This is a genomic window from Novosphingobium sp. SG919 (genome assembly GCF_012932495.1).
Lineage (GTDB): Bacteria > Pseudomonadota > Alphaproteobacteria > Sphingomonadales > Sphingomonadaceae > Novosphingobium > Novosphingobium rhizosphaerae.
The window spans coordinates 63,548-80,399 of sequence record NZ_JABCNG010000006.1 but is presented as its reverse complement, the minus strand read 5'-3'; the positions used below and the strand labels follow the sequence as shown (position 1 = coordinate 80,399).

Here is a 16,852-nt window from a genome sequence, read left to right as displayed (position 1 = left end):
GGGCTGCCCCTTTTCGTTTCAGGGCATGGTTCGGGCTTGCCATAACCGTATCATTTGTTAGCGTTGAGGCAGGGCCGAATCCGGCCGGACCAACGGGAGAAGGGCCAATGCTCGATCGAGCCGGCTACGAACGCTACCTGGCCGCGTTCAACGCCAAGGACTATGACGGCGTGGCCGACTTTTATGTCGATCCGCCGCACATGGAATTCTTCGGCATTGTCATCACCAGCCGCGAAGAATTGAAGGCGTTCTATGGCTGGCTGCATTCCTGCGTGAAGGAAAGCGTTTCGATCCATAACTTTGCCGCAAGCGATACGGCCACTGCCGTGGATGCGATCGTGCGGATCGAGGCGCTGCGCGACCTGACGCGCGAAGAACTGGATGCCAAGGGGGCAACCGGCTTCTTCCCCATCCAGGCGGGCCAGGTGCAGGAAATCCGCCAGTTCATTTTCTACACCACGCGCGATGGCCGCATCGAGAAAGTGGAATGCGCGCTGCCCCCGCCCCTCGCGGCCTGATCCATGCAAGGTAAGGAAAGTCCCATGCTGCTTCCCCAGGGCGTGCACATCGCCCATCCCGAGCGCCTTTTCATCGGCGGAGCGTGGGTGCCGGCCCACAGCGGCCGGCTGATCGAGGTGGTCTCGCCCGATAGCGAGCAGGTCGTGGCTCGCGTGGCCGAGGCGGACGAGGTGGACATGGACGCCGCCGTGGCCGCCGCCCGCGCCGCGTTCGACCATGGCCCCTGGCCGACCACGCCGCCGGCCGCGCGGATTGCGGCATTCCGGGCGATGATCGACCACATGCGCCCGCGTGCCGAGGAACTGGCGCGCGCCTGGACCGCGCAGATCGGTGGGCTGGCCAGTTTTGCCGGGCCGATGCACCAGGGCGCGCTGTTCGCGCTCGATGGCATTGCCGGCTTTGTTGAAAACTTCCCCTTCGTGGAACAGCGCCCCAGCCATGCCGCCGCCGCCGCACTGATCGTGCAGGAACCGGTGGGCGTAGTGGCCGCCATCGCGCCGTGGAACGGGCCGTTCGGCATCATGGCCAACAAGGTGGCCTATGCCCTGCTGACCGGATGCTGCGTGGTGATGAAGCCATCGCCCGAAACGCCGCTCGAAGCCTATATCATTGCCGAAGCGGCGCAGGCGGCGGGCCTGCCGCCCGGCGTGGTCAACCTGGTGCCCAGCCATCGCGAGGCGGCCGATCACCTGGTCAGCAACCCGGGCGTGGACAAGGTCAGCTTCACCGGATCGACCCTGGCGGGCAAGCGCATCGGCCAGGTCTGCGCCGGCCGCGTGGCGCGCTGCACGCTGGAACTGGGCGGCAAGTCTGCTGCCATTGTGCGCGACGATTTCGCCATCGACCATGCCGCCAAGCTGCTGACCGGCACGATCACGATGATGAGCGGGCAGGTTTGCGCGATGCTAAGCCGCGTGATCGTGCCGCGCGCCCGGCACGACGAACTGGCCGATGCCATCGCGCGCGAAATGCGGGCCGTGGTCATCGGCCACAGCGACGACCCGGCCGCCCAGCTTGGCCCGGTGGCCATGCAGCGCCAGTTGGAGCGGATCGAGGGCTATATCGCCCAAGGCAAGGCAAGTGCCGACCTGGTGACCGGCGGCAACCGGCCCAGCCACTTGAACCGCGGCTATTTCATCGAGCCGACGCTGTTTGCCAACGTCAACAACGCCGACGCGATCGCCCAGGAAGAGATTTTCGGCCCGGTGCTGTCGCTCATCCCGGTGGACAACGAGGAGGAGGCCGTGGCCGTGGCCAATGCCAGCGCCTATGGCCTCAACGGTTCGGTGCTGACCCACGACGCCCAGGCCGCTTGGGCCATCGGCCGTCGCATCCGCACCGGCGGCTTTGGCCAGAACGGGCTGCGCATGGATTTCGGCCTGCCGTTCGGCGGCTTCAAGCAATCGGGCGTGGGCCGCGAAGGCGGGCCGGAAGGCCTGATGCCTTACGTGGAAACCAAGACGATGCTGCTGGATGCGCTGCCGGAAGGGCTGTGACGCTCACTCGGCAGGCCGGGAACCGCGGCCGCATGTGTAGGCAGAGGGGCCGACGGTTCGGCCCCTCTGCGCCCGATCAGTAGGGAATGGCTTCGTTGGTGAACGCGTTCGCGAAGTCGCCGGGCAACATGACCGCCGACCGACCGCTGACGAGCATGCTGCCGAACACGGCAGCAACCGTGTTGCCCTTGCCCTCCTGGCGATGCGTCCCCTTCATCGCGTAAGTCTTGCCGCCGACGGTGATCTTTTCAAAGGTCACTTCGAACTTGCCCGATTTGCCGCCAATCGCCTTGCCGGTTTTGAAGCTGATCGTCCCTTCGACATGGCTGCCGCGCGGGATCACGACATTGCCGCCATCCAACACGTCGTTGACCACGGCAAAACCGACCTTGTCGCCCAGGTTGACCTTCTTGGAAGAGATTTCCGATTCCGGCGTGAGCTGAATAAGCGTGTTGGCCGGCAGCGCCTTGGCCGCCGGAGCGGTTTGCGCAAGCGCAGCCGGCATGCCCAGGCCAAGCGACGTGGTGGCGCACAGCATAACCGCTGCGGCCGTCAAGAATCCTGATTTCACCCTGTTAATCCCCCTATGCGAAATGCATGTGCGCGGGAATATCGCCAAGATGCTGCTGCAACAAGACGAGATTGTTCGTCATCATTTCCATGATAAACTTAAATGTCTCTACGCTGCCGCGACTGCCAATTACCCCAATTCCAAGCACCCGCCGTCCACATAGAGATCGACGCCGTTGATGAAGCTGGCTTCGTTGCTGGCCAGGAACAAGGCGGCGCTGGCCACTTCTTCGGCGGTGCCCATGCGGCCGATGGGCACGACCGATGACAGCATGTCGCGCATGCCGGCGATCTCTTCGGCGCTGGCGTCGCGCTTGAAGATTTCGGTGTCGGTGGGGCCGGGGCTGATCAGGTTCACGCGGATGCGGCGGGGCAGCAGTTCCTTGGCCACGATCCGGGCCATGGCGCGCAGGCCGGCCTTGGCGGCGGCATAGGCAACATTGCCGGGCACGGCCGCCACCGAACCGATCGAGCCGGTGATCACGATGGCCCCGCCATCGCGCAGCAGCGGCAGGGCATGCTGGATGGCAAAGAATGCGCCGCGCAGGTTGACGGTGTGAATCTGGTCCCAGAAGTCCTCGGTCACTTCCGGCACCATGGCAAAGCCGCCGACGCCGGCGTTGACGAACAAGACATCGATCCCGCCCAGCGCCTGCTCGATCTCGGCCAGCGCCGCGCGCGTTTGCGCCACGTTGCCCATGTCGGCACGGACGGCGAGCGCGCCACATTCCTGTGCCGCAGCATGCAGGGTCTGTTCGTTGCGGCCCGTAAGCGCAAGCCGGGCGCCTTCGGCAGCGAACTGGCGCGCAGCAGCCAGGCCGATGCCGGCGTTGCCGCCCAGAATGACCACGCATTTGTCGGTAAAGCGCATGAAGCGAGCGCCTTTCAAAACAGAGGGAGAGGGTTGACCGGCGCGGTCGGCACGTCCTGGATCACGTCCCAGTGCTCCACGATCATGTCGCCCTGGCAGCGAAAGATATCGACCACGGCAAGGCCGGGGTCGCCCGGCCAGCGTTCCACATGGGTGTGTACCACCACGTGATCGCCATCCACGAAGCTGCGGTGGATTGTCTGCCGGGCATCGGGCGATTCGGCTTTCACGCGATCGAGAAAGGCCTTGAGCGCGGGCACGCCGGGTTCGGCCAGCGAGCTGTGCTGGATGTATTCCGGGGCGATGTAACGATCGACCGCACCGCTATCCATGGCGATCAGCACATCCTGGTACATGGCCAGCACGCGCGCCAGCAGGGCCTGTTCGGCCGGCGTTCGAGACATCCGCAACTCTCCCCTTTTATTCTAACAATTGGTAGGATATGCTATGGCTAAACCCGCGTCAAAGGCTTGTTGCCAATAGAGCGCGAAAAGGGAGAGATGATGGACCGCGAGGCCCTTTATGCCGCACTCGATGCGTTTCTGGCGGCGCTGGACAAGGGCGACAGTGCCCGCGTGAATTGGGCAGCCGACGCGCTCTTTTCCGAAAACAACGTGATGCTGGCCACCGATGACGGGGTGTGGGGCACGGTGCAGGGGCTGGGCAGCTATCAACTGCGCTTTGCCGATACGCGCACGCGCCAGGTCGGCTATTTCGGCACCCTGATCGAGGCGATCGAGGAATCGGCGCTGACCGTGCGGCTCGCTCTCAACGAGGCGGGCGAGGTGGCGGAAGCGGAGCTGCTGATCGTGCGCCAGTCCGACAGCGGCATCAAGTTTGAAAACCCGCGCTATTGGGACAAGCCGATCCTGCACCGCGCGCCCGAAAGCCCGGTGGAGCGGGCCGAGATGGTGCGCCTGTCCAACGGCTATTTCGACACGCTTCAGCGCAACGACGGCACGATCCACACGCGGTTTCACCCCGATTGCCAGCGCGTGGAAAACGGCGTGCAGACCACCCGCAATCCCGAATTTGCCAAGATCGTGCCGGTCTCTGCGCTGGGCTGCGAAGAGCAGTTCCGCATGGGCAACTATCGCTATGACGACGAACTGCGCGCGCGCCGCTTTCCCTTGGTGGACGAGGAACGCGGCCTTGTGCTGGCGTTCGGCTTCATCGATCATTCGGGCCGGATCGACACCTATCAACTGACCGACGGGCGCACGGTGAAAAGCCCGGTGCGTCGCCCGCACAGCTTCTACATCTCAGAACTGTTCAAGATCGACCACGGCATGATCGAGCAGATCGAGGCGAATTTCATCACCGTGCCCTATCGCATGCCCAGCCCATGGGATGCGCTGTGATGCGGGGGGTGTGTGCGTGGCTGCGGGGGGCTTCGACAGGCTCAGCTCGAACGGGGTTCAGGTCCATGAATCTGTTCGCCCTGAGCCTGTCGAAGGGCCCTGCGCGGCGCTCGACCGATGAAGGCTTCGACAAGCTCAGCCTGAACGGGGAGGGGCAAGATTCGCCATGTTCTCCCCTCCTCTTCAGAGGAGGCGCCGGGGGTGGTAGGCACCTGGCGCAAGGCATCCACCACCCCCCGACCCCCTCCTCTGAAGAGGAGGGGGAGAAGAATGCCATCCCCGTTCGCAACCTGGCCATTCTCGCCACCGCCAGCCTGGCGCTGGCCGCCGCCGCGCCGCTCACCCAGGGGGCCGGCAGCCAGTGGCCGGCACCGGGGGGAGACGCGGGCAAGACGCATTGGTCCACGCTCACCGGCATCAATCCGGCCAACGTGGCGCGCCTCGGCCTGGCGTGGGAAGCGGACCTGGGCACCGCGCGCGGGCAGGAGGCCAGCCCGGTGATGGTCGATGGCGTGCTCTATGTCGCCGGCAATGCCGGGCGCGCTTATGCCTATGATGCCGCGTCGGGCCGCGAACTCTGGCGGTTCGAGCCGGAGGTGGACATGCAGCGCAATCGCACCGCGTGCTGCGACATGGTCAACCGCGGGCTTGCCGTTTCAAACGGCCGCGTGTTCATCGCGGCCCTGGACGGGTGGATGTACGCGCTCGACGCCAAGACCGGCGCCGTGGTGTGGAAGACCGATTTCATCGAAGACCGCAAGCGCGGCGACAATTCCACCGGCGCGCCCGAAGTGGCGGGAGACGTGGTGGTGATCGGCATGGGCGGCGCGGAGTATGACGTGCGCGGCTATGTCACCGCGCTCGACGTGAAGACAGGCGCGATCCGCTGGCGCTGGCACGTGGTGCCGCATGATCCCGCGCTAGGGCCGCAGGAAACGCCCGAGCTGGAAGCGGCGCTCAAGACCTGGGACCCCAAGAGCCGCTGGGACGTGGGCGGCGGCGGCGCGCCGTGGGATGCGATCAATTTCGATCCTGAAACCGGTTACGTCCTGGTCGGCACCGGAAATGGCGGGCCTTATGCCCGGTCCAAGCGGTCGCCCTCGGGCGGCGACAATCTCTATCTCGGCTCGCTGGTCGCGCTCGATCCCAAGACCGGGCGGATGGTGTGGAATTACCAGGAAACGCCCAGCGACAATTGGGATTTCACCTCCACCCAGCCAATGATCCTCACGCATATGGCGGTGGACGGGCAGGACCGGGGCGTAATCCTGCACGCGCCCAAGAACGGCTTTCTCTATGTGATCGACCGCAAGACCGGGCAGGTGCTGCGCGCCAATGCCATTGCGCGGGTCAATTGGGCCAAGGGGTTCGAGCCGGGCACGATGCGCCCGATCCTGAACCCGGAAGCCTCGGACTATACCGACGGGCCCAAGATCGTGTTTCCCTCCACGGTGGGCGCGCGCAACTGGTTTCCGGCGGCCTATAGCCCGCAGACGGGCCTCTATTACGGATCGGTGGCCGATATCGGCAACCTCATCTTCATGACGCCGGGGGCCAAGCCCTATCGCGCCCGCGCGCTCAACAACGATGCCGCGCTGATCTTTACCCCCGATGTGGCAGCAGCGGTGGAAACCTTGCCGCCGCCCATGGCGCAGGCGGTGAAAGCCTTGCCCGCCTTTGCGCAAGCCAAGGCCAATCCGGGCAAGAGCCAGTTGCGCGCGATCGATCCGCTGACCGGCAAGACGGTGTGGGCGGTGGACAGCGAAGGCTGGCAGGACCGGGGCGGTGTGCTGGCTACGGCATCGGGGCTGATCGTGCAGGGTACGCTTTCGGGCAAGCTGGTGGTGCGCGATGCGCGCAATGGTGCGGTGCTGAAATCCATCGAGACGGGCAGCCCGATCATGGCCGCGCCGATCACCTATACGGTCAAGGGCGTGCAATTTATCGCGGTCCAGGCTGGCTGGGGCGGGGGTGGCTGGGCGTTTACCCCGCGCTATTCGGCGGCTTACGCACGCGGCAACCAGAACCGCCTGCTGGTCTTCCGCCTCGATGGCCGCAAAGTGCCGTTGCCGCCGGTCTTGCCGCCGCTGGAAGTGGCGCCGCCGCCACCGGCGCAAGCGGCCGGGGTCACCGCCGAGACGATCGCGCGCGGGCAGGGACTGTTCTTTGCCAATTGCGCGATCTGCCACGCGAATATCCACCGCTCCATGGCGCCGGACTTGCGCCGGATGCAGCCCGCCACGCACGAGGCGTTCAAGCAGATCGTGCTGGAAGGGGCGCTGCTGCCGGCTGGCATGCCGCGCTGGGACGATGTGCTCAAGCCTGGCGATGCCGATGCGATCCACGCCTATCTGATCGACCTGCAAGGCAAGACCCGCGCCGACGAACTGGCCAAGCAGAAGGCCGGCAAGCCGATCGACGGGCCGAGCCTGACCATCCTATCCAACTATTGATTGGGCCTTGTTTCATGGACTTTTCCACGCTCGACAATCCCCGCCTGGAGTTCGCCTTTGCCTGCACGCTCAAATTCACGCGCGTGCAGATGGTCCCCGATCTGCCCAGCGGCGGCATGCGCAGCGCGGTCTATGTGGACGAAGGCGTGTTTGAGGGGCCGCGCCTGAAGGGCCGCGCGGTGCCCAATTCGGGCGGCGACTATGCGTTCTTTCGCCCGGATGACACCGCCGCGTTCGATGCGCGCTACGTCTTGGAAGTGGACGATGGCACGTTGATCTACATGCAGAACAAGGGCTTCCTGTGGGGGCGCGAACCCGGCACGATGGATCGCCTGCGGGCCTGGGCCTTTGCCGGCGGCGCCCCGGTGCCCCATGCCGAATACTACTTGCGCGCCCAGCCCACGTTCGAGACGAGCAAGGGGCCGCACGACTGGCTGACGCGCCACGTGTTCATCGGCGTGGGCGAGCGGCGGCCAGACGGCAACCATGTGAAGTATTACGCGCTGACCTGAGCAGCGGGCAGCGCCGGAGCCCTTCGACAAGCTCAGGGCGAACGGAAGGGGGCAAGATTGTCCCCAAAACCCCGTTCGGGCTGAGCTTGTCGAAGCCCCAGGCCCGGCCTCTCACACCGCCGCGTTTTCATCGAGTTGCGGCGCGTTGGCCTTGGCCAGGATGCTGCGCAGGCTTTCCTTTTCATCGGGATACAGCACGTCGGTTACCTTCCAGCCTTCCACGTCCTTGGTCATGGTGATGACCAGATGCGCGGTGGGGCCGTCGCTCACGCCATAACGGGTCACGGTCACGCGGGCGACGGCGTGGCGGGCATCGGCGTGTTGCAGGATGATCGCCTGGCGCAGCTTGCTGGGGTTGTTGCACAGGCACAGCGGGTTGGCGGTGAGAGCCACGGTATCGCCGCCGCGCAGCGTGTCGGACAGCATGCCCGAAAGCTCTTCGGAGAAATAGCGATGGCGCAGGTCGCCCACGGTGGAAACCGATCCGGCAATGCCATCGTCGGCGAACATCGCCTTGAGGAAGGTCACCGGATCATCGGGCGTGCCTGTGGTAAAGACATCGGGCGTGGCGCCGTCGCTGGGATCGGCATCGAGCGATCCGGCCGCGCCGGTGGCGGCAACGGCACCATCGGCGCCCGGAGTCAGTTTGTCGCAGGCGGCGGTCCCGGCCAGGATCGCCAGGGAAAAGGCGGCTTGCGCCCATCGGTGTTTCGTCATGCCAGGGTCTTGCTTGCTTGAAAGTCCTGGTCCCCGCCGGGGTGATAGCGCAGCGGCGCGCGCGGCGCGACAGGAAATGCAGGTGCGGCCTTGACGCGCAGCCGATCACGCGGCACAACGATAACAATTGTTAGAAAATGCCAGTCAGAAAACGAGTCCCCGCATGAGGGACCGTGATGGGAGAAATCTGCCGGTGAAACTGCACCTGCCGCCCCGCGTCAGCCCCCAGGGCTTTGCCACCGCGCTCAAGGCCTATGCCGGCGTGGTGGGCAAGGACTGGGTCATGGCCAGCGAAAGCGACCGTGACGCCTATTCCGATATCTATGCCCCGGGAGACGCCGAGCAATGGGCGGCCTCTGCCGCCGTGGCACCTGCCAATGTGGAGGAAGTGCGCGCGATTGTGCGCCTGGCCAACGAGCACAAGACGCCGCTCTGGCCCGTCGCGCGGGGCAAGAACCTGGGCTATGGCACGGCCGCGCCGCGCATGGCCGGGTCGATCGTGCTCGACCTGGGGCGGATGAACAAGATCATCGACATTGATCCCAAGCTGGCCACCTGCGTGGTGGAACCGGGGGTCGGGTTCTTTGACCTCCACGATGCGATCCTGCGCGGCAACCATCCCTTGTGGATGAGCGTGCCGGGCAATGGCTGGGGCTCGGTGATCGGCAACGCGCTCGATCACGGGATCGGCTATACACCCTATGGCCTGCACGCGCGCAACTTGTGCGGGTTGGAAGTGGTGCTGCCCGATGGCGATCTGCTGCGCACCGGCATGGGCGCGATGAACAACAACCCGGCCTGGCACCATTTCCCGTTCAGCTATGGCCCCACGTTCGATCTGGCGTTCACCCAATCGAACCTGGGCGTGGTGACCAAGGCAGGGCTGTGGCTGCAGCCCGCGCCCGAAGCCTCGCTCGAACTGATCTTCGACATTCCCGAAGAGGGCGATATCGGCTGGGTGGTCGATACCATTGCCCCGATGAAGATTTCCGGGCTGATCGAACAGAACGTGTTCATCCCCAGCTGGCTGGGCAAGATGGTGCTCAAAGGGCAGCGTCACGATTTCTGGGACAAGCCGGGCGCCATTCCCGAGTGGCGCGTGGCAGAGCTGCTCAAGCAATACAAGCTGGGCTATTGGCAGGTGGCGCTGCGCCTCTATGGCGAGGAAAGCGTGATCAAGGCCAAGGCCGAGATCGTGAAGGCGGCAATGAAGCGGCACTTGGCTGCCCCGCCGCAGGAGAACTGGTGGCGCCAGGGCGACGCTATCGGCCAGTACGAGATCACCATGGGCGTGCCCTCGGCCGTGCCGCTGCAGATGTCGGACTGGATCGGCGGGCGCGGCGCGCACATGGGCTTTTCCCCCGTGGTGCCGGCCAGCAGCGAGCATGTGCTGGGCCAGTTGAAGCGCAGCCGCAAGATCATCGCCGATCATGACGTGGATTTCTATGCCAGCTTCACCATCGGCGGGCGCTTTGCCAACAACATCAACATGTTGATGTATGATCGCGACGATGCGCCGATGGTCGAGAACATGAAGGCGCTGTTCAATGCGCTGATCAGCGAAACGGCCAAGGCCGGCTACGGCGAATACCGCACGCACCTGGGCTGGATGGACCCGGTGATGGACACGTTCGATTTCAACAACCACGCGCTGCGCCGGTTCGACGAGAAGGTGAAATCCGCGCTCGATCCCAATGGCATCATTGCGCCGGGCAAGCAGGGGGTGTGGCCCGCTGCCTATGCCGCGCAGCGCAATTCCGCGCCGCAGGGTGCCGTAACCAAAGGCAGCGTCGCCGCCAAGGGAGGAAGGCCATGAAGCGCGCAGTTCTGGCAGGGGCGGCCGTGGTGCTCGGCGCGTCGGTCGCGTTGGCGCAAGGCAATGCACCCCATGCCCCGATGGGGCCACCGCCGGGGCCACCGCCGCCCTATCAACTCCGCCCGGCCTATCCCGCCGGGGATCGCAACGCCGCCGGCGGCGATGGCAAAGTGCTGTTCGAGGCGCATTGCGGCTATTGCCATCTGACCGGTGGCATGGGTACCAACCTGGTGACCAAGCAGCAGATCATGATCGGACGCACGCCTGACCAAGGCCTCCTGGCCAACCGCACCGATCTGACCGCCGATTACGTCAAGGCCGTGGTGCGCAATGGCAAGGGCGCCATGCCCACGCAAACCCGCGTGGACATCACCGATGCCGAGCTTGACGCCGTGGCCAAATACCTGGGGAAGGCCGGTTGATGCGCGGCGCTCTTGATCGGCGCACGCTGTTGCGCACCGGCACGCTGGTGGCGGCCGGCACGGCGCTTCCCGCCGGCGTCCAGGCCGTGGCACCACCCGCGCTGGTGGTGTTCGACAGCCGCGTCGCGGAAAGCCGGGCCTTTGCCGCCAGCTTTCCGCTCGCCGCGCGTCATGACGTGATGCACGGTCCTCTGGCGCTGCGCCGCCGCCTCGCCGGCTTGGCGCCCGGCCGCGTCGAAGGGCTGACCGGGTGGAGCGATTGGGTCACCCTGCGCGGCGCTGCGCGCGGGCAGGGCCTGCGCCCCACGGCGGAAAATGCCGTGCCCGCCCCGGTTTCGGGCAAGCGCAACCTGTTCCGCTGGAGCATGGCAGAGCGGGTTTAGCCGCAGCATCGGCTCTCTATCCCCCGTCATCCCACGTCAGGCCCGGGGTGACGGGGGGGAGCACTCCCCAATTGCCTTTTTGGGCAGCAAACGTGAAACGCACGCACGTGGCGGCTTGACCGCCGATGATCCGCAATTAGTATGCAACACTAACAAATACCGGGGTAACCGGAATCGGGAGAGTCGATGCCATAGCGGCTTGTGCGCATTTGGTTTTTGCCTGCACGTCGGCGCGCTCCCGGTTCTGCCAAGATGCGGATGAGGAGAAGCCATGCGTGCCATTGACTATTTCGACCGTGGCCATGACCGCGATCCCGCGCGGCTGGCGATTGTCGATACGCAAACCGATCTAAAGCTGACGTTTGCGCAGACCAAGGCGCTCAGCGAACGGATCGCTGCAGCCCTGCAACGCAACGGCTTCGAGAACCAGGACCTGCTGGGCCTTTATGGCCCCAACGATGGCATGCTGCTGGTGGTTCTGCTGGCGATGTGGCGGGCCAATGGCAAATGGATCCCGGTCAACACCCGCAACGCCATCGATGCCAACGCCGCCTATATCAACTACGTGCGCTGCAAGTGGCTGGTCTATCATTCCAGCAAGGCCGACGAAGTGGCCCAGCTCAAGGCGCTGTGCCCGGTGATGCAGCATTTCGTCTGCCTCGACCGGCGGATGGGCGATGACCCCAGCCTGGAAGAGTTCATGGCCGGGGTGGACGCCGCCGATTTCGTCGAGCCGGAAATCGACGCCTTCGGCAACCTGTTCGACATGGTCGGCATCTTTCCCACCGGCGGCACCACCGGCCCCTCCAAGGGCGCCAACGTCACCAACCTGGGCTGGGGCACGATGATCGAGACGGCGGCCGATGCCATGGGCGGGCGCACCGATGATCCCGTGGCGCTGGTTTCCGCCCCGATCACCCACGCCGCCGGGCCGATTTCGCTTTCCACGATGAGCCTGGGTGCCACGCAGGTGATCCTGCCGGGCTTCGACGCGGAAGCCGTGCTGGCCGCGATCGAAGAATACAAGGTCACGCACATGTACCTGCCGCCCACGGCGCTGTACCAGTTGCTGGCCTCTCCCCAGATCGGCGCGCACGATTATTCCAGCCTCAGGATCTTCATCCTGGTCGGCTCGCCCTGCTCGCCCGAAAAGCTGCGCCAGGCGGTGGAAATCTTCGGGCCCTGCATGTGCCAGGCCTATGGCCAGGTGGAATGCCCGATGATCGTGGCGTGGTTCCCGCCCGAGGATGTGGCCCGCTTTGCCCGAGAGGCGCCCGACAAGCTGGCTGCCTGCGGCAAGCCGACCCGCTCGATCAAGGTGGCGCTGCTCGACGACGATGGCCAGCCCGTGCCTGCGGGCGAGGCGGGCGAGATCTGCGCGCGCGGGGCCCTTGTCACCCACAGCTATTTCGAAAAGCCCGAGGAAACTGCCGAAATCCGCAAGTTCGGCTGGCACCACACCGGTGACGTGGGCAAGCTCGACGCCGAGGGCTATCTCTATATCGTCGACCGCAAGAAGGACATGGTCGTCTCGGGCGGGTTCAACGTGTTCACCGCCGAAGTGGAAGCGGCGGTGACCGAACTTCCCCAGGTGCGCGAAGCCTGCGTCTTTGGCATCCCGCACGAAAAGTGGGGTGAACAGGTGCACGCCGTGGTCGTGGCGCAAGGGGTGAGCGAGGCCGAGATCATCAGCTTTGCCAAGGCGCGGTTGGGCGGGGTGAAAGCGCCCAAGTCGGTGGAATTCGTCGATGCCATTCCGCGCACCGCGGCGGGCAAGATGGACAAGAAAGCCCTGCGCACGAAATACTGGGGCAATGCCCAGCGCATGGTAAACTGACCTGCAAAAAAGCAGGCGCGAAAAACAAGCGGTGGTGGAGAGGAAACGGGTGATGCAAAAAAGGTTCACGGCCGCTTGGGGCGTGGCATGTCTGGGTGGGGTGTCGCTGTCGCTGGCCCTGGTGCTTGCTGCGTGCACCAAGGGTGATGCGGCGCCAAAGGCGGCGCCGGCCAACAGCGGGGTGACCGATGCACTGATCGCCCAGGCGCCCGATGGCGAGTGGCTCAGCTATGGCCGCGACTATGCCGAGCAGCGTTTCTCGCCGCTCGATGCAATCAACGCCGGCAATGTCGGGCAACTGGGCCTTGCCTGGTCGGTCGATTTCGACACGGCGCGCGGGCAGGAAGCAACGCCCCTGATGCACGATGGCGTGCTCTACACCACCACCGCCTGGTCGATGGTCAAGGCCTATGACGCGCGCACCGGCAAGGTGATCTGGGAATACGATCCCAAGGTGCCGCGCGAGCAACTGGTTTCGGCCTGCTGCGACGCGGTGAACCGCGGGGCGGCGCTCTATGGCGACAAGATCTATGTCGGCACGCTGGATGGACGGCTGATCGCGCTGGACCAGAAGACCGGCAAGGTGGTGTTCGACAGGCAAGTCGTGCCCGACCAGAAGAACTATGCGATCACCGGCGCGCCGCGCGTGGTGAAAGGGCGGATCGTGATCGGCGCTGGCGGCGGGGAATACCGCGCACGCGGCTATATCGCCGCCTATGACGCGCAGACCGGCGCGCAAGTGTGGAAATTCAATACCGTGCCGGGCAATCCCAAGGACGGTTTTGAAAACCAGGCGATGGAGGCAGCCGCCAAGACCTGGACCGGGGACTGGTGGACGCTGGGTGGCGGCGGCACGGTGTGGGACGGGATCACATTTGATCCCAAGACCAACCTGATCCTGTTCGGCACCGGCAATGCCGAACCGTGGAACCCGGCGCCGGCAGGGCGCAGCGGCGACGCGCTCTACACCTCGTCGATCGTGGCGGTGAATGCCGATACCGGTGCCTATGCCTGGCATTACCAGGAAACGCCCGAGGATCGCTGGGACTTCGATTCCGATGCCCAGATCACGCTCGCCGATATGACGATCGACGGCAAGCAGCGCCACGTAGCGCTGCACGCGCCCAAGAACGGCCATGTCTATGTGCTTGATGCCACCACGGGCCAGTTCCTGTCGGCCACGCCCTTCGTGCCGGTGAACTGGAACACCGGCATCGATCCCAAGACCGGCCGCCCCACGATCAACCCCGAGGCGCGCTATGAAAAGACCGGCAAGCCGTTCATCGGCCTGCCCGGCGCGGGTGGGGCGCATTCCTGGCAGCCGCAAAGTTTCAGCCCCAAGACCAACCTGCTCTATATCCCGGCCAATGTGGCGGGCTTCCCCTATTTCGCCGCCAAGGACTGGAAACCGAGCGGGCTTGGCTTCCAGACCGCGATCGATGGCTATACCACTTCGATGCCGGCCGATCCCAAAGTGCAGGCCGGCGCCCTGGCCGGCACCACCGGCGCGCTGATCGCCTGGGACGTGGCCAATCGCAAGGTGGCCTGGCGGGTGGACCAGGTTTCCCCGTGGAACGGCGGCATCCTGTCCACCGCCGGCAACCTGGTGTTCCAGGGCAATGCCCAGGGGCAGTTCGTGGCCTATAGCGCCGACAAGGGCGAAAAACTGTGGTCGTTCCCGGCGCAAAGCGGGATCGTGGCTGCGCCGATGACGTATGCCATCGGTGGCGAGCAATACGTCGCCGTGATGGTCGGCTGGGGCGGGGTGTGGGACGTGGCCACCGGCATCCTGGCGCACAAGGGTGGCGCCTCGCGCAATATCAGCCGCCTGCTGGTGTTCAAGCTGGGCGCCAAGGGCCAGTTGCCCGCGCCGCCGCCCAGCAACGCCGGGCCGCTCGATCCGCCGCCGCTGACCGGAACGCCGCAGCAGGTGGCCCATGGCGGGCAGCTCTATGGCCGCTATTGCAATGTCTGCCACGGCGATGCGGCGGTGGCCGGCGGGGTGAACCCGGACCTGCGCCACTCGGGTGCGATCGGTTCGGCCGAGGGGATGAAGATGGTCGTGCTCGATGGCGCGCTGCACGAAGCCGGCATGGTTTCGTTCAAGAGCGTGCTGAGCGCCGACGATGCCGAAGCCATCCGCCAATACCTGATTTCCCGCGCCAACGAAGACAAGGCGCTGGACGCCAAGACGGGCAAGCGCATCGGCAAGGGCACGGCGCGCAACTGATGCGCGCTTGGTCCACCAAAATTGTTATGTTACATTACAAATAACGGAGAGGAGTCGGCCATGAACGAAATGACGACGATTTCGCGCCAGCAGCGCGCCTATTCGCCCGCAGCAGCCGCTTTCCTGGCGCGCAAGCCGCAGCTGTTCATCAACAACGAATGGGTGGACAGCAGCCATGATGCCGTGATCGAGGTGGAAGACCCCTCCAGCGGCAAGATCGTGGGCCATGTGGTCGATGCGTCGGACAAGGACGTGGACCGCGCCGTGGCGGCGGCCCGTGCGGCCTTCGACGATGGGCGCTGGTCGGGCCTGCCCCCGATGGTGCGCGACCGCACGATGAACCGCCTGGCGGACCTGCTGGAAGCCAACGCCGCGCTGTTCGCCGAGCTGGAAGCGATCGACAACGGCAAGCCGATGACCATGGCGGGCGCCGTGGATATTCCCGGCGCGATCAGCCAGTTGCGCTTCATGGCCGGCTGGGCCAGCAAGATTTCGGGCGAAACCACGCAGCCCTACACCATGCCCGGCGGCCAGGTGTTCAGCTATACCGTGCGCGAGCCGGTGGGCGTTTGCGCGCAGATCGTGCCGTGGAACTTCCCGCTGTTGATGGCCTCGCTCAAGATCGCCCCGGCGCTCGCGGCGGGCTGCACCCTGGTGTTGAAGCCGGCTGAGCAGACCTCGCTCACCGCGCTCAAGCTGGCCGACCTGGTGGTGGAAGCCGGCTTCCCCGCCGGCGTCATCAACATCATCACCGGCAATGGCCACACCGCCGGCGATCGCATGGTCAAGCACCCCGATGTGGACAAAGTGGCGTTCACCGGATCGACCGAGATCGGCAAGCTGATCAACCGCAACGCCACCGCCAGCATGAAGCGCGTGACCCTGGAACTGGGCGGCAAGAGCCCGGTGGTGGTCATGCCCGATGTGGACGTTGCGCAGGCGGCACCGGGCGCAGCGGGCGCGATCTTCTTCAATTCGGGCCAGGTCTGCGTGGCCGGTTCGCGCCTGTTCGCGCACAAGTCGGTGTTCGATCAGGTGCTGGAAGGCATGGCCGCCACCGCTCCGTTCTGGAGCCCGCGCCCCAGCCTCGATCCCGATGCGCACATGGGCCCGCTGGTTTCCAAGGAACAGCACGAACGCGTGATGGGCTATATCGAGGCGGGCAAGCGCGACGGCGCCAGCGTGGTGATGGGCGGCGACGTGCCGGCCAGCGATGGCGGCTATTACGTCAACCCCACGATCCTGGCCAACGTGAACCCGCAGATGAGCGTGGTGCGCGAGGAAATCTTTGGCCCGGTGGTGGTGGCGCAGCGTTTCGAAGACCTGGATGAAGTGGCGCGCATGGCCAACGACACCTGCTTTGGCCTGGGCGCCGGCATCTGGACCAAGGACGTGGCGGTGATGCACAAGCTGGCCGCGCGCATCAAGTCGGGCACGGTATGGGGCAATTGCCATGCCATGATTGACACCGCGCTGCCCTTTGGCGGCTACAAGGAATCGGGCCTGGGCCGCGAACAGGGCCACCAGGGCGTGGAAGCCTATCTCGAAACCAAGACCGTGATCATCCAGCTTTGATTGTGTCCATCCCCTCTCCCAACCCTCTCCCCTGACGGGGAGAGGGCTAACCTCCTCCCTCTCCCCGTCAGGGGAGAGGGTCGGGGAGAG

The 16,852-nt window shown here is 65.3% G+C and carries 15 protein-coding genes; 11 read left to right on the top strand and 4 right to left on the bottom strand.

Annotated features, from left to right (window positions below):
- Positions 1-107: 107 nt before the first annotated feature.
- Together FHT19_RS20500 and FHT19_RS20495 are read left to right on the top strand one after the other, a co-directional pair.
- Positions 108-518, top strand: a complete 411-nt coding sequence (locus tag FHT19_RS20500) for a nuclear transport factor 2 family protein (protein WP_169476596.1) — start codon at positions 108-110, stop codon at positions 516-518.
- 27 nt (positions 519-545) lie between these two features.
- A complete protein-coding gene (locus tag FHT19_RS20495; protein ID WP_211185038.1) occupies positions 546-2,015 on the top strand; it encodes an aldehyde dehydrogenase in 1,470 nt (489 codons plus the stop codon).
- Positions 2,016-2,091: 76 nt separating this feature from the next.
- On the opposite strand, the gene FHT19_RS20490 is transcribed toward FHT19_RS20495, so the two are convergent.
- The 3 genes from FHT19_RS20490 to FHT19_RS20480 all read right to left on the bottom strand — a co-directional run bounded on the left by FHT19_RS20490 (position 2,092) and on the right by FHT19_RS20480 (position 3,860).
- On the bottom strand, positions 2,092-2,634 hold the full coding sequence (locus tag FHT19_RS20490; RefSeq protein ID WP_169476594.1) for a hypothetical protein: 543 nt from the start codon (positions 2,632-2,634) through the stop codon (positions 2,092-2,094).
- Positions 2,635-2,715: 81 nt separating this feature from the next.
- Positions 2,716-3,456, bottom strand: a complete 741-nt coding sequence (locus tag FHT19_RS20485) for an SDR family oxidoreductase (protein ID WP_168556466.1) — start codon at positions 3,454-3,456, stop codon at positions 2,716-2,718.
- A 14-nt stretch (positions 3,457-3,470) separates the two neighbouring features.
- The gene (locus FHT19_RS20480) at positions 3,471-3,860 is read right to left on the bottom strand and encodes a nuclear transport factor 2 family protein (protein ID WP_169476593.1); all 390 of its coding nucleotides are present in this window, start codon (positions 3,858-3,860) and stop codon (positions 3,471-3,473) included.
- A gap of 96 nt (positions 3,861-3,956) precedes the next feature.
- Between FHT19_RS20480 and FHT19_RS20475 the strand changes: the two genes are divergently transcribed.
- From FHT19_RS20475 to FHT19_RS20465, 3 genes are all read left to right on the top strand, one after another.
- Positions 3,957-4,817, top strand: a complete 861-nt coding sequence (locus FHT19_RS20475) for a hypothetical protein (protein ID WP_248290582.1) — start codon at positions 3,957-3,959, stop codon at positions 4,815-4,817.
- Positions 4,818-4,882: 65 nt separating this feature from the next.
- Positions 4,883-7,270 (top strand): PQQ-dependent dehydrogenase, methanol/ethanol family, encoded by a 2,388-nt coding sequence (locus tag FHT19_RS20470; protein ID WP_169476592.1) that lies wholly within the window; start codon positions 4,883-4,885, stop codon positions 7,268-7,270.
- 14 nt (positions 7,271-7,284) lie between these two features.
- Positions 7,285-7,782: a DUF3237 domain-containing protein gene (locus FHT19_RS20465; protein WP_168556470.1), complete on the top strand. Its 498-nt coding sequence runs from the start codon at positions 7,285-7,287 to the stop codon at positions 7,780-7,782.
- A 111-nt stretch (positions 7,783-7,893) separates the two neighbouring features.
- On the opposite strand, the gene FHT19_RS20460 is transcribed toward FHT19_RS20465, so the two are convergent.
- Complete coding sequence (locus tag FHT19_RS20460; RefSeq protein ID WP_169476591.1) at positions 7,894-8,499, bottom strand: hypothetical protein; 606 nt, start codon at positions 8,497-8,499, stop codon at positions 7,894-7,896.
- A 163-nt stretch (positions 8,500-8,662) separates the two neighbouring features.
- On the opposite strand from FHT19_RS20460, the gene FHT19_RS20455 reads away from it, so the two are divergent.
- The 6 genes from FHT19_RS20455 to FHT19_RS20430 all read left to right on the top strand — a co-directional run bounded on the left by FHT19_RS20455 (position 8,663) and on the right by FHT19_RS20430 (position 16,762).
- Positions 8,663-10,315: an FAD-dependent oxidoreductase gene (locus FHT19_RS20455; protein WP_211185020.1), complete on the top strand. Its 1,653-nt coding sequence runs from the start codon at positions 8,663-8,665 to the stop codon at positions 10,313-10,315.
- Positions 10,312-10,737 (top strand): cytochrome c, encoded by a 426-nt coding sequence (locus tag FHT19_RS20450; protein WP_169476590.1) that lies wholly within the window; start codon positions 10,312-10,314, stop codon positions 10,735-10,737. Before FHT19_RS20455 ends, FHT19_RS20450 begins: the two co-directional genes overlap by 4 nt.
- A complete protein-coding gene (locus tag FHT19_RS20445; RefSeq protein ID WP_169476589.1) occupies positions 10,737-11,120 on the top strand; it encodes a hypothetical protein in 384 nt (127 codons plus the stop codon). Before FHT19_RS20450 ends, FHT19_RS20445 begins: the two co-directional genes overlap by 1 nt.
- A 271-nt stretch (positions 11,121-11,391) precedes the next feature.
- Entirely contained in the window at positions 11,392-12,957 is a 1,566-nt protein-coding gene (locus FHT19_RS20440) for an AMP-binding protein (RefSeq protein WP_169476588.1), read from the top strand.
- A gap of 52 nt (positions 12,958-13,009) precedes the next feature.
- Positions 13,010-15,187 (top strand): PQQ-dependent dehydrogenase, methanol/ethanol family, encoded by a 2,178-nt coding sequence (locus FHT19_RS20435; RefSeq protein ID WP_169476587.1) that lies wholly within the window; start codon positions 13,010-13,012, stop codon positions 15,185-15,187.
- Positions 15,188-15,247: 60 nt separating this feature from the next.
- Positions 15,248-16,762, top strand: a complete 1,515-nt coding sequence (locus FHT19_RS20430) for an aldehyde dehydrogenase family protein (RefSeq protein ID WP_248290581.1) — start codon at positions 15,248-15,250, stop codon at positions 16,760-16,762.
- Positions 16,763-16,852: the final 90 nt, after the last annotated feature.